Below are 20,520 nucleotides of genomic sequence, written 5' to 3'. Positions count from 1 at the left end.
AAAGTGGCGAAAAAGTGCCGCGCATGATCACGGAATGTTACAATATGTAATATTCGTGAGTGCGATGATGGAATTTCGGAAGCGGGCGGTGATGGGGGAAACGGAAAAAACGCAGTGAAATCAGTTAAAATCCGAACGAATTTTTCAGTGGAGCGGTTAACATCCCGGCACTCACAAAAATCGCGAAATTTTTTTTCCGGCTTCGCCATATTTTCCGCCACATTTGCGCAAATTTAAAGGCCGTTAACCATAATATACGGCGAAAATCATCCCGACAAATGGGTAAAGTAGGTATTTCCTACTCATTATGGGCGCTGATTTTGAGTGTATGAAACGCTTGGGCTCTAGCCCCGCCAGCGTCCGTCCTGCCACAATTGCGCAAGCGACATCGGATAGTTCGGGAAGGCGAATTCGAAGCCGGCGGCCTTGAGTTTCGCATTCGAAACCCGCTTGTTCTCGCCGTAGAAGGAGCGCGCCATCGGCGTCAGCTCGGCGGTCTCAAACGCCTGCTCCGGCGGGGGTTCGACGCCCATCAGCCGTGCCGCCTCGACAATCACGTCCTGCGGCGGGCCGGGCCGGTCGTCGGTGACGTTATAGATGCCGCTGAGGCCATGCTCTGACAGGAAGCGGGTCGCGGCACCGATATCCTCGACGCGGATACGGTTGAACACCTGGTCCTTCTTGATCAGCCGCCGCGCCGTGCCCTTGTCCAAATTGCAGAAGGCATTGCGCCCCGGCCCGTAAATGCCGGAAAGGCGCAGCACCGCCGCCGGCACACCGCACGCCTCACCCATTGCCAGCCAGCCCGCTTCCGCTTCGAGCCGCTCCTTCGAGCGCCCGGATACGGGCACGCAGGGTGTTTCCTCATCGATCCAGGCGCCCTTGTGATCGCCATAGACGCCGACGGTGGAGAGATAACCGATCCATTCGAGGCTGGACGGCAGGCTTGCGCGGTCTTCGTCCAGCAACCGAAGCAACGGGTCGCCTTTGCCGGGCGCGATCGACTGCACGAGGTGGGTGACGCTTCCCAGCGCCCGGCGCAAGTCGTCGGTCACGGTCTCGCCGTCGAAAAGGAAGGCTTCGATGCCGTATTGCCGGAACGCCGCCATCTTGTCGGCCGAGCGGGTAGTGCCGGAAATGCGCACGCCGTTGCCGGCAAAGGCCTTGGCGATCGCCGTGCCGGAAAAACCGCAGCCAAAAATCATCACATGCATCAGCCCACTCCCGCCAACCGCCATTCGTTCAATACGTCGTCATCGCTCTCACCAGCCCTTTGTGCGGCAAAGGCCGAGAATTCGTCAGCCGCCATCAGCCGCGACAGCGCCCACACTGCCATTCCCCGCACCACCGGCGAGGCGTCGCCGGCGAGCAGCCGACATTGGGCGATAAGCGCCTTCTCGCCGGAATTGCCGGCGGCGATCAGCACATTGCGGATAAAGCGGTCACGGCCGATCCGCTTCACCGGCGAGCCGCTGAAAAAGGTGCGGAAAGCGGCATCGTCAAGCGTCAGCAGAAAGGCGATCGATGGCTCCTGCAGATCGTCCCGCGCCTTCAGCTTCATCTCGGAGGCCGCATTTGCGAACTTGTTCCACGGACAGGCGGCCAGACAATCGTCGCAGCCATAGATGCGATTGCCGATCGGCAACCGCAGTTCAGGATCGATCGGCCCCTTATGCTCGATGGTGAGGTAGGAAATGCAGCGCCGCGCATCGATCTGATAGGGTCCCGGAAAGGCGGCCGTCGGGCAGGCGTCGAGACAGGCGCGGCAGGAGCCGCAATGATCGGTCTCTTCAGCGTCGACGGCGAGATCGGCGGTGGTGAACATGCTGCCGAGAAATAGCCAGGAACCGTGCGTGCGGCTGACGAGGTTGGTATGTTTGCCCTGCCAGCCGAGGCCGGCTGCCGCCGCCAGCGGCTTTTCCATGACAGGGGCGGTATCGACGAAGACTTTGACATCGGCGTCGGCCCGCGCCGCAAATCGCGTGGCGATTTCCTTCAGCCGGCCCTTGATGATGTCGTGATAGTCGCGGTTGCGGGCATAGACCGAGATCGCAGCCTTATCGGGTTTGGCGAGGATGCCGCGCGGATCTTCTTTAGGGGCGTAGTTGAGGCCGAAGACCACGACGGACCGCACCTCGCTCCAGAGTGTGCGCGGATCGCCGCGACGGTCGCGGGTCTCCGCCATCCACTCCATCGTCCCATGGCGCCCGGCATCGATGAACTGGCCGAGGCGCTCTTTGGCTTCGGGAATCGCGTCGGGCCGCGTGATGCGGCAGAGATCGAATCCCTTGGCGGCAGATTCCGCCCGCACGAACATGGTCAAATTGTCGCGGCGGCGGCGCTCTTTGTCATCTCTATCGGCTTCGGGCATGGAGAGCCCTCGTCAGAAATCCAGATCGGCATAATGCGAAACCGGCGTCAGGCCGCGCACCCGCTCGGTCAGCATCGGCCGGAAGGAGGGGCGCGATTTCAGCCGCTGGTACCAGTCCTTGACGACGGGCGCATCAGCCCAGTCGATCTCGCCGAGATAATCGAGGATCGAAATCGAGGCCGCGGCGGCAAGGTCGGCATAACTCATCCGCTCGCCCGCAAGCCATTGGCGCGAGCCGGCAAGCCAGGTGAGATAGCGCATATGCTGGCGGATATTCGCGCGGGCCGTGCGCAAAATCTTCGAATCCGGCGCGCCGCCGCCCTGATCGGCGGTCATCTGCAACTTGTAGACACGCTCGCGGGCGAGCGGCTTGGTCACGTCGTTTTCCATCTTCTGCATGAACCACTCGCTCAGCCGGCGGATTTCCGCCCGCTGGAAAGGGTCCTCGGCGAGCAGCCGCCGGTCGCGCTTCAACACGCCATGCGTCTCGTCCAGATATTCGGAAATGACGGTCGCGCCGCAGAGCGCCCGCATGCTGTCGTCGACATAAACAGGCAGCGTGCCGGCCGGGTTGAGCGCCAGGAAATCCCGGCGCTTCTCCCATGTCTGCTCCTCGATCAGATCCGCCTGATAGCCGTATTCGGCCAGGATCAGCCGGACGAAGCGAGATGCGGATGACATGGGATGATGATAAAGCGTGGGCATCGATACTCGAGCTTCGTGATTGCTGTTACAGGACTGTGTGGCAGCTCAGTTATAGCGCCCTAGTCATGACTCATTGGTTGAAGCTATAGGAGCTTGGCCCCGCCAATACAAGCGAATCGGATTTTACGCCATCTGACAATGGCGAGATACGGTCTAACGAACGAATGGAAGCGGCGGCCTGATCGACCCAAGCGGTCAGGCCCGACCGACCTTTAAACGGAGACAATGTATGGATTATATCAATGCTGCGCTTCTCGGTGTCATCGAGGGGATCACCGAATTTCTTCCGATCTCGAGCACCGGCCACCTGATCATTGCGGAGCAATGGCTCGGCCACCGGTCGGACATGTTCAATATCGTCATTCAGGCCGGCGCTATCCTCGCCGTCACCATCATCTACTGGCGTCGGCTGCTGGATCTGGTGCTTGGCTGGCGGGAGCCTGAGAATCGCGACTATGCCGCCAAGCTGATCGTCGCCTTTCTCATCACTGCGATTCTCGGACTTATCGTCAAGAAGCTCGGCTTCGAACTGCCGGAGACCGCGACGCCGATCGCCTGGGCGCTCATCATCGGCGGTTTCTGGATGATCTTTGCCGAATGGGCCGCGGCGCGCAAAGCCCCCCATAAGGAAATCACCTGGCTCGTCGCCATCCTCGTCGGCATCGCCCAGATCGTCGCCGGTGTCTTCCCGGGAACCTCGCGCTCCGGCGCTACGATCTTCGTCGCCATGCTGGCCGGCACCGGCAACCGCGCCGCAGCGACCGAATTTGCCTTTCTCGTCGGCATCCCCACCATGTATGCGGCGAGCGGCTATGAATTGCTGAAGACCTTCAAGGACGGCGGCGCGGCAAACGAAGACTGGACGGCACTCGGCATCGCCTTCGTCGTTTCCACGATCGTCGCTTTCATCGCCGTCAAATGGCTGCTGGCCTATATCAGAAGCAACCGCTTCACGCTGTTTGCCGTCTACCGCATCATTCTCGGCGTCCTGCTGCTCGGCATGGCCGCAACCGGCTTGATCGGCTGAGACATCCCAACGCATTGCATTCGCGCGGCTCCCCGGCGCGAATGCAATTTGCCGCGTCGAGCTTATGGACAGGCATGCGATTGCCAGCCAAGGGCGCCGTATTTTTCAGATAGCAAGATAAGCGGTGCTCGCTGCTGTTTTGAAGCGGGCAAGACCGGGCGTTCATTTTGGAGCGTCCTGCTTCAGGCGCTCCGACCGCTAGGTGTCTTTATGAAAGATGCCGGCGGCGAGGCCGGCCTTTCGTCAATGGCTGATCGAAGCCGTCGAGCAAGGATCGACGCCGTAGGCCGGCGAGCAGCCGCCCTTCACTGCTGCGACCGAACCGGACGCAACGAAGGAGCCTGCAAGGATAACCAGCGCCGCACACGCAAACAGGAGCGCGATTGACTTGCCCATCGAGAAATGCCTTTCACAGTGATTGCCGCACGCGATGCCAAGCGTTGAGTCCGTTGGAAGACGCGCGGGTTTGGTAGTCAGTGGAATGGCAAATAGCAATAAACGTTCCTGCTAAATTTGGTGTTAATTCCACAAAATTTCCGATGCGTCTTTTATGCAACTGCGCCTGATATGGCCGGCACAACAACATTTCAAACTTGCGCCGGCTTTGCTTAAGCCGGCAAAGCAAAACGCCGTCCGCGGCGTGCGCGAACGGCGTCCTCCAGAACGTCGAAACTGTTCAGGCGGCCTTGCCGGTGCCGGTATACTGGCCGTGCGGACGATAATGCACGAGATAGGAGCCGAGCACCGATGCGGCCATGGTCGGCGCAATGCCGAGGCCCTTCAGCGTGCGGCCTTCCGCCTCGGCGGCCGGCGAAACGATGTTGTCATGCTTCAGCATACGAACCTGATCCGGGGTGATCGGCGGCGTTATGAGGGGGATCAGCGAGGCGATGCTGCCGATCATCGACGCAATGCCGAAGGGCAGGGAGACCAGCGGGTTCTTGCGGCTCGTCACCTTCAGCATCATCTCGAGACATTCGCGGAAGCTCAGCACCTCGGGCCCGCCAAGCTCATAGACCTTGCCGCCGGCAACCTTGCCGTCGACGGCGCGGGCGACGGCCTCGGCGACATCCTCGACATAGACGGGCTGGAATTTCGTCTTGCCGCCGCCGATCAGCGGCAGGACCGGCGACATGCGGGCCATGTCGGCAAACTTGTTGAAGAAGCTGTCTTCCGGGCCGAAGACGATCGACGGGCGGAAGATCACAGCATCGGGCTTGACCGAGAAGATGGCGGTTTCGGCGCGGCCCTTGGTGCGGCCATAGCCGGACTCGGAATTGGCATTGGCGCCGATCGCCGAAATATGGGCGAGCGTGGCGCCTGTGCCGCGCGCCGCTTCAGCGACCGCGCGCGCGCCGAATTCCTGCACCGCGTCGAAGGTGTTGCGGCCGGTCTCGTGCAGAATGCCGACGCAGTTGACGACATGATCCGCACCGTCGACGGCGCGGTCGATCGAATTGCGATAGCGCAGGTTCGCCTGGACGAAGGAAATCTGGCCGACATTGCCGAGCGGCTGCAGGAAGCCGGCGAGATCGGGACGGCGCACGGCGACGCGGATATTGTAGCCGCGCTTGGCGAGTGCCCGAACCACGTGCCTGCCCACGAAGCCGGATCCTCCGAATACGGTGACGAGCGGCGGCAGGTTGGCAAGGGTCATGGCAGGTTCCTCGAAAGGCTGGGCAGGATGCTGTATCGGCACCCGTCTTAACCGAATCCCGGCGCGACGGGAAGGCCCATCGCACCGTCAGTTTTTGCGGATCCGAACTCGCCTGACGCATCGTCCGAAACGACGCACGGCGCTCTAGACGCCTTCGACGACGACCATTTCCGCATCCGCCACTTCCTGGCGGATTTTGGCGGCGATCTGGTATTCCGGTGAATTGTAGCAGTCGACGGCATGCTGCATCGAGGGGAATTCGATCACGACGTTGCGGGCGCGCGCCTTGCCTTCCAGTTCGGTCAAGGCGCCGCCGCGCGCCAGGAAATTTGCGCCGTATTTTTCGAAGGCGGGTTTGGCCGCCGCCACATAATCCTTATAGCGCTCTGCATCGCGAACATCGACGCGGGCGATCCAATACCCCTTGGCCATGGTCTTCTCCCTTTTGGTGTCTGTCAGCGGTTTGCCGGCCAGCGCGCAGCAACCATTTCGTTGAGCACGGCGCGAGCGGCATGCCGGGGATCGGGCGCCTTGACGATCGGCCGGGCAACGACGAGGTGTGTCGCTCCCGCCTTCAGCGCGTCGAACGGCGTCATCACCCGCTTCTGGTCGCCATGGTCGCTGCCCGTCGGACGAATGCCGGGGGTGACGATCGCCATGTCGGGTCCGACGATCTCGCGCACCTCCGCCGCCTCAGCCGCTGAGCAGACGATACCGCCCATGCCAGCGGCGCGCGCTTGTCCGGCTCGGCGCAGCACCAGGCTGTGCGGATCCTGGCTGTAGCCGGCGTCGGCAAGGTCTTCGGCATCCATCGAGGTCAGCACCGTGACGCCGAGCAGGCAGAGGTCGGAGCCGGCCGCCGCCTCGACCGCCGCCTTCATCGCCTTGGGATAGGCATGCAGCGTCAGCATCGACATGCCCATCTTGGCGATGTTCTCGACGCCTGAAGCAACGGTATTGTCGATGTCGAGCAGTTTCATGTCGAGGAAGATCTTCTTGCCGCTTGCGGCAAGATCGCGGGCGAATTCCAGCCCGCCGGCAAAGACCAGCTGATAGCCGATCTTATAGAAGAGAATGTCGTCGCCGAGCGTGGAAACCAGTTTTTCCGCCTCGCCGATCGTTGGAACATCCAGGCCGACGATCAGCCGCTCGCGTGCGTCCATTTCAAGTCACCCCCGCCAGTCTTCGATGGGTGTCCAGTCGCATGTCAGGGCCAGATCCGCAAGGCCGAAAGCATAGCGATTGCCGCCGCCGCTCGGCTGGTCGCGGTCGCGGCCGATCGGCTTGCCGGCCAGATGGCATTTGAGCAGCGTGCCGACGCCGCCATGGCCGACGAAGGCGATCGGGGCTGTCGCATCATGCGTGGCAAGAACGGTCTTCACCGCCTCGACGATGCGGGCTTGCGCGTCGACGGCGCGCTCCCAGCCCTTGAAGCTCTCTTCCGGATGGGCGAAGAACCAGTTGGCCGCTTCCTCGAATTGCGCAGGCGGCAGGAAGCCGGTGGCCGAACGGTCGTTTTCATGCATGCCGTGGACGATCTCGATCGTCACGCCGGTGGCTTCCGCCAAAATTTCGGCCGTCTCGATCGCCTTGGTCTCGTCGCTGGAGATGATCCGCCGCAATTGCCGCGCCCAGGCACTCTCGGCCGCTTTGCGCGCACGCGCGGCGCCGACATCGGAAAGCCCCCATTTCGGCACCGGCACGTTGGCATCGATCTTGACTTGCGGATGGGTGATATAGAGTCCGAACATCAGCCGCGCTTATAAATCCAGAGCTGCGCCGGCGGGATGTTGCGCATGACGAAGTCGAAATGCTGAATATGGTAACGGTCGGGATTGGCGGCGATCGGCGAGATCGCGCCGTAGGAGATCTGCACCACCGGCCGGCCGGCAGGCAGGCGGTCGAGCAGGCTTTCGAGCAGCGAGACGCGCATCGCCATCGGGAAGTTCAAGAGCGGAATGCAGGAGATGACGCAATCGAACGTCTGGTCGCCGAAGGTGCCAAGTGTGGTCTTGAGATCGAAGGCATCGCCGTTGATGAAGTGCACACCGGGATAGGCGCGCAGCAGATGCTGGTGGAAATCCGTCGAATATTCGATCGCGACCAGATTGTCCGGCTTCACACCGCGGCCAAGGATCGCCTTGGTGATCGCGCCGGTGCCGGGCCCGAGCTCAAGCACCGGTAGCCCGGAATGCATGTCGATGACGCTTGCCATGCGCCTGGCGGTGATCGAGGAGGTCGGCACGATCGAGCCGACCGTCTTCGGCCCCTGCATCATCCCCCGGAAGAAACGGATTTCCTCATCGAATCTTTTCCCGAGCTGTTCCTTGACCTTGACCCTTAAGCGCATTCTCCACCCATCCGCATGTTGATCGACTGTCTTAATATGCCGCTTGTCGCTGTCGGGACAAGGATTTTCGCAACAAGGATACCGGCATCAACAGCTCATGCGGCTTTCGGGGCGGAACGCGGCATAAGATCGGCAAGCCTTTGGCAAAGATGATCGGCGTCAACAGGCGCGCGCAGCTTCTTGTCGGTATTGTCGAAATAGAGATAAACGTCGCGGCCCTTGCTGGACGCTGCGAGCGGCGCCAGCACCCGCGTCGCATTTTTCGGTTCTCCGCCGGTTGCCCAGGCACGGATGCGTTCGGCCCATAGGTCGAGTGCCTCGTCCTCATAGCCGCTGACATAGAGTTGTTCGGAACCATGCAGGCGGCAATAGATGAAATCGGCGGTGATATCCATCAGCAATGGCCATTCCACCGTGTCGGCGCAGACGAGGGCGACATTATGTCGCCGAAGCATCTCGATGAAGGGGGCAGAGCGGAAGCTGTCGTGGCGGATTTCGAGCGCGTGGCGGATCGGCTGATCGCCGTCGCTTCGAAGCCAGGCCCGGCCTTTGACGTGCCCGTCATGCCGCTTGGCAAGTGTTTCAGCCGCATCGCGGTCCTGCGGCAGCAGCGCCAGGAAATTTTCGAAAAGATCGGGATCGAAAGCCATGTTCGGCGGGAATTGCCAGAGGATCGGCCCAAGCTTGGGGCCAAGCCGCAGCAGGCCGGAGGCGAGAAAATTGGCGAGCGCCGTCTCGATCTCGCGCAGCCGCAGCATATGCGTGATGAAGCGCGGCCCCTTGACCGCGAAGACGAAATCACCAGGTGTTTCGTCGCGCCAGCGGCCGAAGCTTTCCGAACGCTGCAGGCTGTAGAAGGTGCCGTTGATCTCGATCGACGGGAAGCGCCGGGCGGCGTAAGAAAGCTCCTGCTTCTGCGGCAGGTCCTTCGGATAGAACTGGCCGCGCCAGGGCGCATAGGTCCAGCCGGATACGCCGATGCGCACCGTTCCCGCCTTTTTCATCATCGGATCCTCCGTTTTCACAGGAGGAGCAATCCTCCGCTTAACTGGAGGAAAAACGGAGCCGGGCGGCCTTCGTTCCCGTCAGACGCGCATCGGCATCAGCACGTAGAGCGCATCGTCGCCCGCCGTGTCGCGGATCAGCGTCGGCGAGCCGGCATCGGCCAGCAGGAAGATCGCTTGCTCGCCGGAAAGCTGCGCGGTGATGTCGAGCAGGTATTTGGCATTGAAGCCGATTTCCATCGCATCCGTGTCGTAACCGACGGCGACTTCCTCGGTCGCGCTGCCGGAATCCGGATTGTTGACCGTCAGCATCAGCTGCCCTTCGGACAGCGCCAGCTTGACGGCGCGGCCGCGCTCGGACGAAATGGTGGAAACACGGTCGACGGCCTGGGCGAAGGTCGTGCAGTCGACGCGCATTTCCTTGTCGTTGCCCGTCGGGATGACCCGCTGGTAATCCGGGAAGGTGCCGTCGATCAGTTTCGAGGTCATGACGATCGAGCCGATGGTCAGGCGGATCTTGGCGTCGGAGACCTCGACGGTCACCGTCACCTCCGGGTTGTCGACCAGCTTCTGCAACTCGCCGACCGTCTTGCGCGGAATGATGATGCCGGGCATGCCTTCGGAGCCGGAGGGCGCATCGACATCGGCGCGCGCCAGCCTGTGGCCGTCGGTGGCGACTGCCCTGAGCTTCAGGTCGCCATTGCTCTCGATCGTGTGGAAGAAGATGCCGTTGAGATAATACCGCGTCTCTTCCGTCGAGATGGCGAACTGCGTGCGGTCGATCAGCATCTTCAGATCGGTCGCCTTCAGCTTGAAGGAATGCGTGAAGGTGCCGGCGGTCAGATCGGGAAAGTCGGATTCGGGCAGGCACTGCAGCGAGAATTTCGAGCGGCCGGACTGCACGGTCATCGAGCCGCCGTCGGTGCTGGTGGCGAGCAGCACTTCCGAGCCGTCCGGAAGCTTGCGCACGATATCGTAGAGAAGATGGGCCGGAACGGTGGTGGCGCCGGCCTGCTCGACGCTTGCCGGTGTCGCCTCGGTTATTTCGAGGTCGAGGTCGGTCGCCTTCATGTCGAGGTTCTGGCCGTCGGCCTTGAGCAATACGTTGGACAGGATCGGGATCGTGTTGCGACGTTCGACCACGCGGTGCACGTGGTTCAGCGATTTCAACAGGTTTGACCGCTCAATAGTAATACGCATGGAATGCTACCGCTTTCGACCGTGACTGTCCGGGCGCATCGAGCACCCGAAGAATGCTTTCCCGGCCTGAGACCGGAGGAGTGGACGGGCAAAATGGCAGACTTCAGCATCGGATTGCAAGAGGCATGGAGGGCCAAGCGCCTGCATTTGCGGTTTTCCCGAGCAATTCTCACAGAAATCCGAACCCTTGCCGAAGCCGTGCCGCTCGCCCATAAAGGCGCGATGACGGCGGGACGAAAGCAAATTGCATGAATGAGGAAACGACAGAGCAGGCCGCCACCCGGCGAAGCTTCCGCCTGCACAATATGGCGGTGCCGGCGCGGCCGCTGGAGCCGGCGCTCTATCTGGTCGCCACCCCGATCGGCAATCTCGGCGATATCACGCTGCGGGCGCTGGAAACGCTGGCCGGCGCCGATGTGCTCGCCTGCGAGGATACGCGCGTCACCCGCGTGCTGCTCGACCGCTACGGCATCCAGAATCGACCCTTCGCCTATCACGAATACAATGCCGACGAGGCCGGCCCGCGGCTCCTCCAGGCGTTGGAGGCCGGCCGCTCGGTGGCGCTGGTCTCCGATGCCGGCACGCCGCTGGTCTCCGATCCCGGCTATCGGCTGGCGCAGCAGGCAATTGCGGCAGGTTACCGCGTCATTCCCATTCCCGGCGCATCGGCGCCGCTTGCAGCCCTTGTCGGCTCCGGCCTGCCGAACGACGCCTTTCTGTTTGCCGGCTTCCTGCCGGTCAAGGACAAGGCCCGCCGCGACCGTCTCGGCGAACTTGCCGCGGCCCCCGCGACGCTGATCTTCTTTGAATCGCCGCATCGCATCGGCGCCACGCTTCTTGCAGCCGCCGACGTGCTGGGCAGCGCCCGGCCCGCCTCCGTCTGCCGCGAGCTGACCAAGACCTATGAGGAGTTCCGCCGCGGCACGTTAGGCGAGCTTGCCGCGCACTACCGGGAGGTGGACAACGTCAAGGGCGAGATCGTCCTCGTCGTCGGGCCGCCGGAGCCGGTGGAAACGCCGGAGGCCGATGTCGAAGCCGTGCTGGCCGATCTGTCGAAGACCATGTCGACGGCCAAGGCCGCGGCCGAGGCGGCCCGTCTCACCGGTCTGCCGCGCAAGGTGCTCTACCAGCGCCTGCTGGAGCTGAAGGGCGCCGATGGGCGATAGCGACCTCACCGCCCTGAGAAGAAAGGCGCTACGCCGCGGCTTGATGTCGGAATATGTCGCCGCCGTCTTTCTGATGCTGAAGGGTTACCGCATCCTGTCGCTGCGCCACCGCACCCGGCTCGGGGAGATCGATATTATTGCCCGCAAGGGTGACCTCGCCGTCTTCGTCGAAGTCAAGGCCCGCCACGGCGAGGCGGCAGCTGTCGACGCCGTCTCCGCGGCCGCCCAGAAGCGCATACGAGCGGCAAGCGATCTCTGGCTCGCCCGCCAGCCGGATCAGGCCCGGCTTTCCCAGCGTTACGATATTGTCGCGGTGATGCCACGGCGGCTGCCGCGACACTTTCCTGACGCCTTCTGACCTCGTTTCAACCCATCCTTGTCCGGATCGGTAAAATTTTAGTGCCCGTTTGAACCAGGTGCTTACGACTCTCTGTTAGCCAAATCTCGGTAGGGATAACAATTGGGGATTGTTTCATGGCCTGGAAGCTGATGCTTGCAAGTGCGGTCGCCATGGCCGCGCGCTCGGTGCCTTATGCCGTGGTAAAGCCGGCCGGCAAATCCTTCGTCGCGCATGCAAGCGATCTCTTGCCGCTGAAATCGACGCCGATCAATCCGGACTGGATTATCAGCGGCAATCCGCAGGCCCGCACCGCCGAGCATTCGCGCGGTCATGACGAGGCCTCGCTGACGGCGATCTGGGACTGCACATCAGGCGAATTCCGCTGGTATTTCGGCTGGGACGAGACAGTGATGATCCTCGAAGGCGAGGTCCATATCACTGCCGAGGACGGCACCGAACGCACGCTCTGCGCCGGCGACGTCGCCTTTTTCGCCGGCGGAACCTGGGCGAGCTGGCGGGTCGACAATTATGTCCGCAAGGTCGCCTTCCTGCGCAAGCCTTTCCCGAAGCCCCTGGCGATTGCCTATCGCCTGCGCAACATGCTGCGTAACGGCGGCAATCAGGGCATCGCCGCCTGAAAAGCGCCGCCGGCCATCATGCGCGACTAATCGGGCTGGGGCGGGGCGGTGGTTTCGCCCTCTAAAACCTCGCAGGCAAACAGGATCGGATTGTCGAGCTCTGGCGCGGTCTGCTTGTTCAACAGAACGGCGACCGCGGCGGCGGCGACATCCTGGATCGGCTGCTTCACCGTCGTCAGGCGCGGCGTCGTCATGCTGGCGAGCGGGATGCCGTCGAAGCCGACGATGGAAAGGGCCGCGGGAACCGGAATTCCCAGATCATGCGCTGCCCGCATGCAGCCGATTGCCTGCTGGTCCGAACTGGCAAAGATCGCCGTCGGCCGTTCGTTGCGGGCGCGGGCCAGAAGATAATTTCCAGCCGAGCGGCCGCTCTCATAGTCGAAAGCGGCTTCGGCGATCAGCGGCGGTCCCGCCGTTTTCGCGCCGTCCTCCGTCTGCTCCATGGCGTCGAGATAACCCCTCAGGCGGTCGTTGGCGGGGACCGAGTGTCCAGGCCCTGAGATGAAGCCGATGCGGCGATGGCCGAGCTTCAGAAGGTGCTCGACGCCGAGGCGAACGCCCGCGCGGTGATCGGCGGCGATGCCGGAATATCCGGGCATAAGACGGTCGACGACGACGATCGGCAACCCTTTCGGCAGCTTGAGCGTATGAAAATCATTGCTGGGGACGAGAATGATGCCGTCGACCTTCCGGCTCGTCAGCTGCTTGATCCGATCGGCTTCCTTGGCCGCATGATCAAGCGAGGTCATGACGATGATATTATAGCCGTGATTGGCCGCCGCCTGTTCTGCCGATTGCACGAGTTCGGAGAAGAAGGGATTGGTCAGATCCGGGATGACGATGCCGATCAGGCGGCTGACCTTGCTGCGCATGCTTCTTGCCGACGGGTCGGGCAGATAACCCAGGTCCTTGATGATCCCTTCGACGCGTGCCCGCACATCCTTGGTCACGGACGGATGATCGTTCAAAACCCTGGAAACGGTGCCGGTGGAAACACCCGCAAGCTTGGCAACATCCCTGATCCCGACCTTTGACATGACAGAAATAGATGCCCTTCATCTTCGCCTGCGCAAGGCGCCCGAGGGCGCCTGATCCTGGCTTCCAGCTAATGGTCTTCAGGTCCCTAGTCAAAGGGCCGTGTCTCGATTCCAGCGTCTGAACGTGCGAGCAGCGCCTGCCTAAGAGCATGGAAACGGTTCATCGCGCTCATGTCAATATGCGTCGAACGTGGCGATGCAGTTCGCTCCAGGGCGCCGTTTTGGTCGCTTGACAATTTTTGGAGGCGTGTTACCCATTTGGCGTTGGAAACGGTTCATTTGCCGCGGGCAACTCAGATGGAGCTGAGCCCTGGGCCGTTCGGAGGAAAAAATGTCCAAATTTAAGCGTGAATCCGTCTTGATCAATGCACCGCGCCGTGCGGCCTTGAAGCTCGGTATCGCCGGTACCCTGGTGCTGGCGCTGTCCTGCAGCGTGTCGACTGCCTTCGCGGCCGAGAAGCCGAAGGTCGGCCTGATCATGAAATCCTTGTCCAATGAGTTCTTCAAGCAGATGAAAGCTGGCGCCGACAAATATGCGGCCGAGAACAAGGACAAGTTCGATTTCAAGGCCGTCGGCATGAAGGACGAGCGTGACTTCGCCTCGCAGGTCGACGCCGTCGAGAACTTCGTCACCCAGAAATACGATATCATCGTCGTGGCACCGGCCGATTCAAAGGCGATGGCGACGCCGCTGGCAAAGGCGGTCAAGGCCGGCGTCAAGGTCATCAACATCGACGTACCGCTCGATGCCGATGCCAAGAAGAAGGCCGGAATCGATCTGGCTTTCTTCGGACCTGACAACAAGGAAGGCGCAAAGCTTGCAGGCGATGCGCTGGCCAAGGATCTCGGAGCCGGCGCCAAGGTGGTCATCCTCGAGGGCAACCCCGAGGCCGACAACGCCAAGGAGCGCAAGGAAGGCTTCATGGCCTCGGTCAAATCGGGCAAGCTCGAGCTTCTCGACAGCAAGACCGCCCATTGGGAGACCGAGGAAGCCAATACCGTCATGACGAATTTCCTGACGAAGTATAAGGATATCCAGGGCGTCATGGCCGCCAACGACTCCATGGCTCTCGGCGTCGTCAAGGCTCTCGATGCCGCCGGCCAGGCCGGAAAGATCAAGGTTGTCGGCTTCGACAACATCCCGCCCGTTCAGCCGCTGATCAAGGATGGCAAGATGCTCGCCACCGTCGAGCAGTATGGCGCGCAGATGGCGGTTATGGGCATCGACTATGGCATGCGCGAACTTGCCGGCGAAAAATTCACCGGCTGGGTCAAGACCGACGTCAAGCTCGTCACCTCTGCCGATCTGAAATAAGCGGATCGCCGGTTGTAAAACCAAAGGAGCGCCGGCTGCTGGCCGGCGCCAACCGCTAACAAACCGATTGACGCGTTGATCGCTCCGGATGAGGCTCGTTTTCGAGCCTCTCCTATGCGCCTTCGCGGAGGATCGCATAAGCGCGCATGAGGTCGACGTGTCAGACGCAGTAGATGACGACATCCTGAGGCTGGAAGGGATCGGCAAGCGCTTCCCGGGAGTCGTGGCGCTCAAGGATGTTTCGATGCGGATCGGCCGCGGCAAGGGGCATGTTCTCCTTGGCGAGAACGGCGCCGGAAAATCGACCCTGATCAATCTGCTCGGCGGCGTCTTCAGGCCGGATGACGGTCACATCCTGTTCGACGGCAGGCCTTATCACCCGGCCTCGCCGCTTGAGGCGTTCAGGGCCGGCATCCGGGTTATTCACCAGGAGCTGCATCCCCTCTCCAACCTGACGGTTGCCGAAAACCTGCTCTTCGAACATCTGCCGCGCCGCTACGGCCTGGTGAACTACAAGGCGATGAACGCCAGGGCCGCCGAACTGCTCGAAGAGGTCGGCCTCGATGTCGCCCCGACGACGTTGGCGAGCCGCCTCAGCGTCGCCCAGCTGCAGCTGGTCGAGATCGCCAAGGCGCTATGTTACGAAAGCAAGCTTCTCGTTCTCGACGAACCGACGGCGACCCTGACCTCCAAGGAGGTCGATCGCCTGTTCGAGATTCTGAAACGGCTGAAGGGCCGCGGCGTCACCACCCTCTATATCTCCCACCGGCTGGAGGAAATCTTCGAAGTCGGCGACGAGGTGACGGTGCTGCGCGACGGCCAGCATGTGATCACCCGGCCGCTGGCAGGCCTTGCTATTCCCGATATCGTCGAGCTGATGGTCGGGCGCAAGCTTGCCGATCACGGCATCTTCAAAGGCGACAGCACAATATCCGGCGAAGCGCTCGGTGTCTCCGGCCTGAAGGTGACGCGCAACAGCCCGGAACTGTCCTTCTCGGTTGCCAAGGGCGAAATCGTCGGCATTGCCGGCCTGGTCGGCAGCGGCCGCACCGAGGCGGTGCGCGCCCTCTTCGGCGCCGACCTGAAGGCCTCTGGCGAGATCCGCCTGGACGGCGCGCCGGTCGAGATCAACTCGCCGAAGGATGCGGTTGCCGCCGGCCTGTGCCTGGCGACCGAAGACCGCAAGATGCAGGGCCTGATGCTCGACATGAGCTGTGCCCAGAATGCCACCATCACCGATCTCGCCAAGATCTCCCGCAACGGGCTGATCAACCGTAGAGCGGAGGACGATCATTCGCAGCGCCTCGTGCGCGAGTTGCGGATCAAGACCCCCTCTATCCATCAGGCCGTCAGGACCTTTTCCGGCGGCAATCAGCAGAAGGTCGTCATCGCCAAATGGCTGTTCCGCGGTCCCAAGGTGCTGATCTTCGATGAGCCGACCCGCGGCATCGACGTTGGCGCCAAGGCCGAGATCTATGAGCTTTTGTGGAAGTTTGCCGCCGAAGGAAAAGGTGTGCTGGTCGTGTCTTCGGATCTGCCGGAGCTGATCGGCATTTGCCATCGCATCATCGTTTTCTCCGACGGCAAGATATCGGGCGAAATCGCCCGCGAACAATTTGACGAGAGCAGGATCCTGTCGCTCGCCTACAAGGAGTACAGCCGTGTCCGCCAGCATTGAAAAACAGACCGAGGCAAAAGAGGCGCGCTTCTGGGACAAGCTGATCAGGATCTCGATGAAGGAGGCGGGCGTCGCCATTGCCCTCGTCCTGATCCTGGCGTTTTTCTCGGCGACGGCGCCCTATTTTGCCACGCCTGAGAATTTCCTGAAGATCTTTGTGCAGATCGCCATCAACACCGTGCTGGCCGCCGGCATGACCTTCGTCATCCTGGTCGGCGGCATCGATCTCTCTGTCGGCTCGCTGCTTGCCCTTTGCACGGTGATCGGTGCGACGATCATGATCAATCCGGCGTTTTCGCCATGGCAGGCCATCATTCTCGCCTGCCTGGCCTCGATGGGCACCGGTGCCGTGCTAGGCGCCGTCAACGGCTGGATCTGCGAGAAGTGGAAGCTTCCGTCCTTCATCGTCACCCTTGGCATGCTGAATGTCGCGAGCGGCCTGGCCCGCGTCGTCAGCGACAATTCGACGATTACCGGCCTACCTCAGCCTTTCGTCGATTTCGGCAACCTGATCTTCTGGGGCATCTTCCCGTCGATCTTCCTGATTGCGATCGTCGTCGTCCTCATCGGCTGGTTCGTGCTGCGCTACACCGTCTTCGGCCGCTTCGTCTTCGCCATCGGCACCAATGAAGAGGCCGTCCGCCTGTCGGGTCACCAGCCGAAACGATACAAGATCGCCGTCTTCACCATCTCGGGGCTGACGGCCGGCATTGCTGCCATGGTCTATTTGCTCCGCCTCAATGTCGGCAGCCCGGTCGCCGGCATCGGCTACGAACTGAATGCCATCGCCGCGGTCATCATCGGCGGCACCAGCCTCTCGGGCGGCAAGGGCTCGATCATCGGCACGTTGGTCGGGGCCTGCATTCTGCAGGTGCTGTCGACCGGATTGCAGCTCTTGGGCGCCGACGACAACATCAAGCCGATCGTCATCGGCGCCGTCATCGTGCTCGCCGTCATTCTCGACAGCTATCGCGGCCGGCTGATGCGCATCCTCGAAACCCGGTAATTGGCTGGCGCCGCAAGCCTTGATTGACCGTTGCGTTTGATACCGGGCCGACCTACATCTGTCCGGCATTCAGCGAGGGACGGAAATGGCCAAGATCACCAATGTAGCGGTCCAGATGGACCATGTCGCCGGCATCAATATTGCGGGCGACTCCACCTTCGCCATGAGCTTGGAAGCCCAAGCGCGCGGCTACCGGCTGTTCCATTACACGCCTGAACGCCTGAGCTTCCGCGACGGCAAGCTCTATGCCAGCGTCGAGCCGATGCTGCTGCGCGACGTCAAGGGCGATCACTTCGAGCTCGGCGCGCCCGAGCGCGTCGATCTGTCGACCATGGACGTGGTGCTTCTGCGCCAGGACCCGCCCTTCGACATGGCCTATATCACCTCGACGCATCTGCTCGAGCGCATCCACCCGAAGACGCTCGTCGTCAACGATCCGGCCTGGGTGCGCAATTCGCCGGAAAAGATCTTCGTCACCGAATTTGCCGACCTGATGCCGAAGACGCTGATCACCAAGGATCCCGCCGAAATCCGCCGCTTCCGCGACGAGATGGGCGATATCATCCTGAAGCCGCTCTACGGCAATGGCGGCGCCGGTGTCTTCCATTCCACGCGCGACGACCGCAACCTCTCTTCGCTGCTGGAAATGTTCGGCCAGCTTTTCCGCGAGCCGTTCATCGCCCAGCAATATCTGCCGGACGTGCGCAAGGGCGACAAACGCATCATCCTGGTCGACGGCGAATTTGCCGGCGCCATCAACCGCGTGCCGGCCGAGCACGACAGCCGCTCCAACATGCATGTCGGCGGCCGCGCCGAGGCGACCGAGCTGACGTCGCGCGAACAGGAAATCTGCGAGCGCATCGGTCCGGCGCTGCGGGAACGCGGCTTCCTGCTCGTCGGCATCGATGTGATCGGCGATTACATGACCGAGATCAACGTCACCTCTCCGACAGGCATCCGCGAAGTGAAAAAATTCGGCGGCGCCGATATCGCAAGCCTGCTCTGGGACGCGATCGAGCGCAAGCGCGGCTGAGCCTACCGCGCGAGCCACCCGCGCCTGCTGTGACCGGGCACAACCCCGGTCACAGTCCATATCTGACTCCGTTCCTTTCTTGTTCTTGTTTTATTCCTATTCCCATGCCAGATTGCAACCGCTGGCCCTGAAGGGTTGCAGGCGGTATAAGAGTTGGCGGGCAGGGGGACGGGTTTATGGTCGCGCGTGTCAGTACGGTGGCATTTCAGGGCATCGAAGGCGTGCCGGTCGAGGTCCAGGTCATGGTCGCGCCCGGCAAGGTCGGCATGCAGATCGTCGGCCTGCCCGACAAGGCCGTGGCCGAAAGCCGCGAGCGGGTGCAGGCCGCCCTTCATGCCTCCGGCCTGTCGCTGCCGGGCAAGCGGGTGACCGTCAATCTGGCGCCCGCCGATCTGCCGAAAGAGGGCTCGCATTTCGATCTGCCGATCGCGCTTGCCCTGATGGCCGCCCTCGGCGCCATTCCCGCCGATGCGCTGTCGGATTATGTCGTCGTCGGCGAACTCAACCTCGACGGCACCATCGCCGCGATATCAGGCGCGCTGCCGGCTGCCATCGGCGCCAATGCGCTCGGCAAGGGGCTGATCTGCCCGGCCGAAAGCGGCGCCGAGGCCGCCTGGGCCGGCGCCGAGGTCAATATCCTCGCGCCGCGCAGCCTGATCGCCCTTGCCAATCATTTCCGCGGCACCCAGGTCCTCACCCGGCCGGAAGCGTCGATCCGCGCCAACGCCGCCAACCTGCCGGATCTCGCCGAGATCAAGGGCCAGGAAAGCGCCAAGCGCGCGCTCGAAGTGGCGGCCGCTGGAGGCCATAATCTCTTGATGGTCGGCCCTCCCGGCTCCGGCAAATCGATGCTGGCCGCACGGCTGCCGTCGATCCTGCCGCCGCTTTCGGCGGCCGAGCTGCTTGAAGTCTCGATGGTCCATTCGATCGCCGGCCAGCTTACCGGCGGCAAGCTTTCCGATCGCCGTCCCTTCCGCACTCCGCATCATTCCGCCACCATGGCGGCCCTCGTCGGCGGTGGCCTGCGCGCCCGGCCGGGCGAAGCCTCGCTTGCCCATCATGGCGTACTCTTCCTCGACGAGTTTCCCGAATTCACGCCGCAGGCGCTCGATGCGCTGCGCCAGCCGCTCGAAGGCGGCGAATGCGTCATTGCGCGCGCCAATCACCGCGTCTCCTATCCGGCCAAATTCCAGCTGATCGCGGCGATGAACCCCTGCCGCTGCGGCATGGCGGGCGAGCCCGATCACACCTGCGCCCGCGGCCCGCGCTGCATGAGCGATTACCAGGCCCGCATCTCCGGCCCGCTGATGGACCGCATCGATATCCGCATCGACGTACCCGCCGTCTCCGCCGCCGATCTCATCCGCCCGATGGCCGCCGAGGCCAGCGCCGACGTCGCCCGCCGCGTCGCCCGCGCCCGCGAACGGCAGCAAGAGCGCTTCGAGGCCGCCGGCGCCAAGGGCATCGGCACCAATGCCCGCTGCTCCACATCAATGATCGAGAAACTCGCCGAACCGGATGCCGCCGGCCTGCAGCTCTTGCGCGACGCCGCCGAAAAAATGAAATTCTCCGCCCGCGGCTACCACCGCGTCCTCAAGGTCGCCCGCACCCTGGCTGATCTCGACGGCAAACCGACCGTCGGCCGCCTGCATCTTGCCGAAGCGATTTCTTACCGGATCGCGGGGGAGAGGCTGACGGCGGCGGCGTAAGAAGAGTGGATTTTCTAACAAGTCTGAGGCCGGCTGGGCCGGCGCCGAGGGTAATATGCTCGCGCCAACCCCACAGCCTGATCGCCCTTGCCAATCATTTTCGCGGCATTCAGGTCCTGCCCCCTGACAGAATAACGCGTCCACGGTGGAAAAAAGTTCGCTGTTAGCGAATATTGTTCTTGTAATTGCGGCAGGGCGAGTCTACATCTCGTTTCAGATCACGAGCGGAAGAAGTCGTTATTTTCAGGCCATTCGCGAAAGCGAATGCCGTGGAGGGCCTTCGT

General features: G+C 62.3%; 22 protein-coding genes. 10 read left to right on the top strand and 12 right to left on the bottom strand.

Annotated features, from left to right (window positions below; translation table 11 throughout):
• Positions 1 to 344 precede the first annotated feature (344 nt).
• From FHX03_RS05840 to FHX03_RS05830, 3 genes are read right to left on the bottom strand one after another with little or no spacing between them, the layout of a single operon-like run.
• Positions 345 to 1,214, bottom strand: a complete 870-nt coding sequence (locus FHX03_RS05840) for an SDR family oxidoreductase (protein ID WP_097624589.1) — start codon at positions 1,212 to 1,214, stop codon at positions 345 to 347.
• Positions 1,214 to 2,371 carry a tRNA epoxyqueuosine(34) reductase QueG gene (gene queG, locus FHX03_RS05835; protein ID WP_183852869.1) on the bottom strand — a complete coding sequence of 386 codons (1,158 nt, stop codon included), beginning with the start codon at positions 2,369 to 2,371 and terminating at the stop codon, positions 1,214 to 1,216. Before queG ends, FHX03_RS05840 begins: the two co-directional genes overlap by 1 nt.
• A 12-nt stretch (positions 2,372 to 2,383) precedes the next feature.
• On the bottom strand, positions 2,384 to 3,076 hold the full coding sequence (locus FHX03_RS05830; protein WP_049730772.1) for a glutathione S-transferase family protein: 693 nt from the start codon (positions 3,074 to 3,076) through the stop codon (positions 2,384 to 2,386).
• Positions 3,077 to 3,305: 229 nt separating this feature from the next.
• Between FHX03_RS05830 and FHX03_RS05825 the strand changes: the two genes are divergently transcribed.
• On the top strand, positions 3,306 to 4,103 hold the full coding sequence (locus tag FHX03_RS05825; RefSeq protein WP_097624591.1) for an undecaprenyl-diphosphate phosphatase: 798 nt from the start codon (positions 3,306 to 3,308) through the stop codon (positions 4,101 to 4,103).
• Between the two features lie 243 nt (positions 4,104 to 4,346).
• Here FHX03_RS05825 and FHX03_RS05820 read toward each other — a convergent pair whose 3' ends face one another.
• The 8 genes from FHX03_RS05820 to dnaN all read right to left on the bottom strand — a co-directional run bounded on the left by FHX03_RS05820 (position 4,347) and on the right by dnaN (position 10,314).
• Entirely contained in the window at positions 4,347 to 4,499 is a 153-nt protein-coding gene (locus FHX03_RS05820; RefSeq protein WP_003570911.1) for a hypothetical protein, read from the bottom strand.
• 280 nt (positions 4,500 to 4,779) lie between these two features.
• Complete coding sequence (locus FHX03_RS05815; RefSeq protein WP_097624592.1) at positions 4,780 to 5,760, bottom strand: complex I NDUFA9 subunit family protein; 981 nt, start codon at positions 5,758 to 5,760, stop codon at positions 4,780 to 4,782.
• Between the two features lie 144 nt (positions 5,761 to 5,904).
• Complete coding sequence (locus tag FHX03_RS05810) at positions 5,905 to 6,192, bottom strand: DUF1330 domain-containing protein (RefSeq protein ID WP_012482361.1); 288 nt, start codon at positions 6,190 to 6,192, stop codon at positions 5,905 to 5,907.
• Positions 6,193 to 6,215: 23 nt separating this feature from the next.
• Positions 6,216 to 6,923, bottom strand: a complete 708-nt coding sequence (gene pyrF, locus FHX03_RS05805; protein ID WP_097624594.1) for an orotidine-5'-phosphate decarboxylase — start codon at positions 6,921 to 6,923, stop codon at positions 6,216 to 6,218.
• 6 nt (positions 6,924 to 6,929) lie between these two features.
• Positions 6,930 to 7,511: a histidine phosphatase family protein gene (locus tag FHX03_RS05800; protein WP_183852867.1), complete on the bottom strand. Its 582-nt coding sequence runs from the start codon at positions 7,509 to 7,511 to the stop codon at positions 6,930 to 6,932.
• Complete coding sequence (pmtA, locus tag FHX03_RS05795; protein ID WP_097624596.1) at positions 7,511 to 8,110, bottom strand: phospholipid N-methyltransferase PmtA; 600 nt, start codon at positions 8,108 to 8,110, stop codon at positions 7,511 to 7,513. The genes FHX03_RS05800 and pmtA overlap by 1 nt, the downstream gene beginning before the upstream one ends.
• Before the next feature lie 95 nt (positions 8,111 to 8,205).
• Positions 8,206 to 9,117 (bottom strand): DUF72 domain-containing protein, encoded by a 912-nt coding sequence (locus FHX03_RS05790; RefSeq protein WP_183852865.1) that lies wholly within the window; start codon positions 9,115 to 9,117, stop codon positions 8,206 to 8,208.
• A 78-nt stretch (positions 9,118 to 9,195) separates the two neighbouring features.
• Positions 9,196 to 10,314: a DNA polymerase III subunit beta gene (gene dnaN / locus FHX03_RS05785; RefSeq protein ID WP_064835993.1), complete on the bottom strand. Its 1,119-nt coding sequence runs from the start codon at positions 10,312 to 10,314 to the stop codon at positions 9,196 to 9,198.
• Positions 10,315 to 10,407: 93 nt separating this feature from the next.
• Between dnaN and FHX03_RS05780 the strand changes: the two genes are divergently transcribed.
• From FHX03_RS05780 to FHX03_RS05765, 4 genes are all read left to right on the top strand, one after another.
• Positions 10,408 to 10,566 carry a hypothetical protein gene (locus tag FHX03_RS05780; protein WP_165503874.1) on the top strand — a complete coding sequence of 53 codons (159 nt, stop codon included), beginning with the start codon at positions 10,408 to 10,410 and terminating at the stop codon, positions 10,564 to 10,566.
• Positions 10,563 to 11,480 (top strand): 16S rRNA (cytidine(1402)-2'-O)-methyltransferase, encoded by a 918-nt coding sequence (gene rsmI, locus FHX03_RS05775; protein ID WP_183852864.1) that lies wholly within the window; start codon positions 10,563 to 10,565, stop codon positions 11,478 to 11,480. The genes FHX03_RS05780 and rsmI overlap by 4 nt, the downstream gene beginning before the upstream one ends.
• Complete coding sequence (locus FHX03_RS05770; RefSeq protein WP_183852862.1) at positions 11,470 to 11,838, top strand: YraN family protein; 369 nt, start codon at positions 11,470 to 11,472, stop codon at positions 11,836 to 11,838. Before rsmI ends, FHX03_RS05770 begins: the two co-directional genes overlap by 11 nt.
• A gap of 116 nt (positions 11,839 to 11,954) precedes the next feature.
• Positions 11,955 to 12,458, top strand: a complete 504-nt coding sequence (locus FHX03_RS05765; RefSeq protein WP_097624600.1) for a cupin domain-containing protein — start codon at positions 11,955 to 11,957, stop codon at positions 12,456 to 12,458.
• 26 nt (positions 12,459 to 12,484) lie between these two features.
• Here FHX03_RS05765 and FHX03_RS05760 read toward each other — a convergent pair whose 3' ends face one another.
• A complete protein-coding gene (locus FHX03_RS05760; RefSeq protein ID WP_183779077.1) occupies positions 12,485 to 13,495 on the bottom strand; it encodes a LacI family DNA-binding transcriptional regulator in 1,011 nt (336 codons plus the stop codon).
• Between the two features lie 331 nt (positions 13,496 to 13,826).
• On the opposite strand from FHX03_RS05760, the gene FHX03_RS05755 reads away from it, so the two are divergent.
• The 5 genes from FHX03_RS05755 (at position 13,827) to FHX03_RS05735 (ending at position 20,236) form a co-directional block, all read left to right on the top strand.
• Positions 13,827 to 14,810, top strand: coding sequence for a sugar ABC transporter substrate-binding protein (locus FHX03_RS05755; protein WP_183852860.1), 984 nt, complete (start codon positions 13,827 to 13,829; stop codon positions 14,808 to 14,810).
• A 157-nt stretch (positions 14,811 to 14,967) separates the two neighbouring features.
• Positions 14,968 to 16,488, top strand: coding sequence for a sugar ABC transporter ATP-binding protein (locus tag FHX03_RS05750; RefSeq protein WP_097624842.1), 1,521 nt, complete (start codon positions 14,968 to 14,970; stop codon positions 16,486 to 16,488).
• Complete coding sequence (locus FHX03_RS05745; protein WP_183779082.1) at positions 16,472 to 17,494, top strand: ABC transporter permease; 1,023 nt, start codon at positions 16,472 to 16,474, stop codon at positions 17,492 to 17,494. Before FHX03_RS05750 ends, FHX03_RS05745 begins: the two co-directional genes overlap by 17 nt.
• Before the next feature lie 85 nt (positions 17,495 to 17,579).
• Positions 17,580 to 18,527, top strand: coding sequence for a glutathione synthase (gene gshB, locus FHX03_RS05740; RefSeq protein WP_183852858.1), 948 nt, complete (start codon positions 17,580 to 17,582; stop codon positions 18,525 to 18,527).
• 176 nt (positions 18,528 to 18,703) lie between these two features.
• On the top strand, positions 18,704 to 20,236 hold the full coding sequence (locus FHX03_RS05735) for a YifB family Mg chelatase-like AAA ATPase (protein WP_183852856.1): 1,533 nt from the start codon (positions 18,704 to 18,706) through the stop codon (positions 20,234 to 20,236).
• Positions 20,237 to 20,520 lie beyond the last annotated feature (284 nt).

Origin of the sequence: Rhizobium sp. BK456 (genome assembly GCF_014194045.1) — a bacterium.
GTDB lineage: Bacteria > Pseudomonadota > Alphaproteobacteria > Rhizobiales > Rhizobiaceae > Rhizobium > Rhizobium redzepovicii.
This window is presented reverse-complemented; position numbering and strand designations above follow the sequence as displayed.

Coding starts and splice junctions, on each gene's coding strand:
- FHX03_RS05825 (WP_097624591.1), top strand. CDS start 3,306: ATGGATTATATCAATGCTGCGCTTCTCGGTGTCATCGAGGGGATCACC.
- queG (WP_183852869.1), bottom strand. CDS start 2,371: ATGCCCGAAGCCGATAGAGATGACAAAGAGCGCCGCCGCCGCGACAAT.
- rsmI (WP_183852864.1), top strand. CDS start 10,563: ATGAATGAGGAAACGACAGAGCAGGCCGCCACCCGGCGAAGCTTCCGC.
- FHX03_RS05770 (WP_183852862.1), top strand. CDS start 11,470: ATGGGCGATAGCGACCTCACCGCCCTGAGAAGAAAGGCGCTACGCCGC.
- FHX03_RS05780 (WP_165503874.1), top strand. CDS start 10,408: ATGGCAGACTTCAGCATCGGATTGCAAGAGGCATGGAGGGCCAAGCGC.
- FHX03_RS05830 (WP_049730772.1), bottom strand. CDS start 3,076: ATGCCCACGCTTTATCATCATCCCATGTCATCCGCATCTCGCTTCGTC.
- FHX03_RS05765 (WP_097624600.1), top strand. CDS start 11,955: ATGGCCTGGAAGCTGATGCTTGCAAGTGCGGTCGCCATGGCCGCGCGC.
- FHX03_RS05810 (WP_012482361.1), bottom strand. CDS start 6,192: ATGGCCAAGGGGTATTGGATCGCCCGCGTCGATGTTCGCGATGCAGAG.
- pmtA (WP_097624596.1), bottom strand. CDS start 8,110: ATGCGCTTAAGGGTCAAGGTCAAGGAACAGCTCGGGAAAAGATTCGAT.
- FHX03_RS05735 (WP_183852856.1), top strand. CDS start 18,704: ATGGTCGCGCGTGTCAGTACGGTGGCATTTCAGGGCATCGAAGGCGTG.
- FHX03_RS05820 (WP_003570911.1), bottom strand. CDS start 4,499: ATGGGCAAGTCAATCGCGCTCCTGTTTGCGTGTGCGGCGCTGGTTATC.
- FHX03_RS05760 (WP_183779077.1), bottom strand. CDS start 13,495: ATGTCAAAGGTCGGGATCAGGGATGTTGCCAAGCTTGCGGGTGTTTCC.
- gshB (WP_183852858.1), top strand. CDS start 17,580: ATGGCCAAGATCACCAATGTAGCGGTCCAGATGGACCATGTCGCCGGC.
- FHX03_RS05800 (WP_183852867.1), bottom strand. CDS start 7,511: ATGTTCGGACTCTATATCACCCATCCGCAAGTCAAGATCGATGCCAAC.
- FHX03_RS05755 (WP_183852860.1), top strand. CDS start 13,827: ATGTCCAAATTTAAGCGTGAATCCGTCTTGATCAATGCACCGCGCCGT.
- FHX03_RS05790 (WP_183852865.1), bottom strand. CDS start 9,117: ATGATGAAAAAGGCGGGAACGGTGCGCATCGGCGTATCCGGCTGGACC.
- pyrF (WP_097624594.1), bottom strand. CDS start 6,923: ATGGACGCACGCGAGCGGCTGATCGTCGGCCTGGATGTTCCAACGATC.
- FHX03_RS05840 (WP_097624589.1), bottom strand. CDS start 1,214: ATGCATGTGATGATTTTTGGCTGCGGTTTTTCCGGCACGGCGATCGCC.
- FHX03_RS05815 (WP_097624592.1), bottom strand. CDS start 5,760: ATGACCCTTGCCAACCTGCCGCCGCTCGTCACCGTATTCGGAGGATCC.
- dnaN (WP_064835993.1), bottom strand. CDS start 10,314: ATGCGTATTACTATTGAGCGGTCAAACCTGTTGAAATCGCTGAACCAC.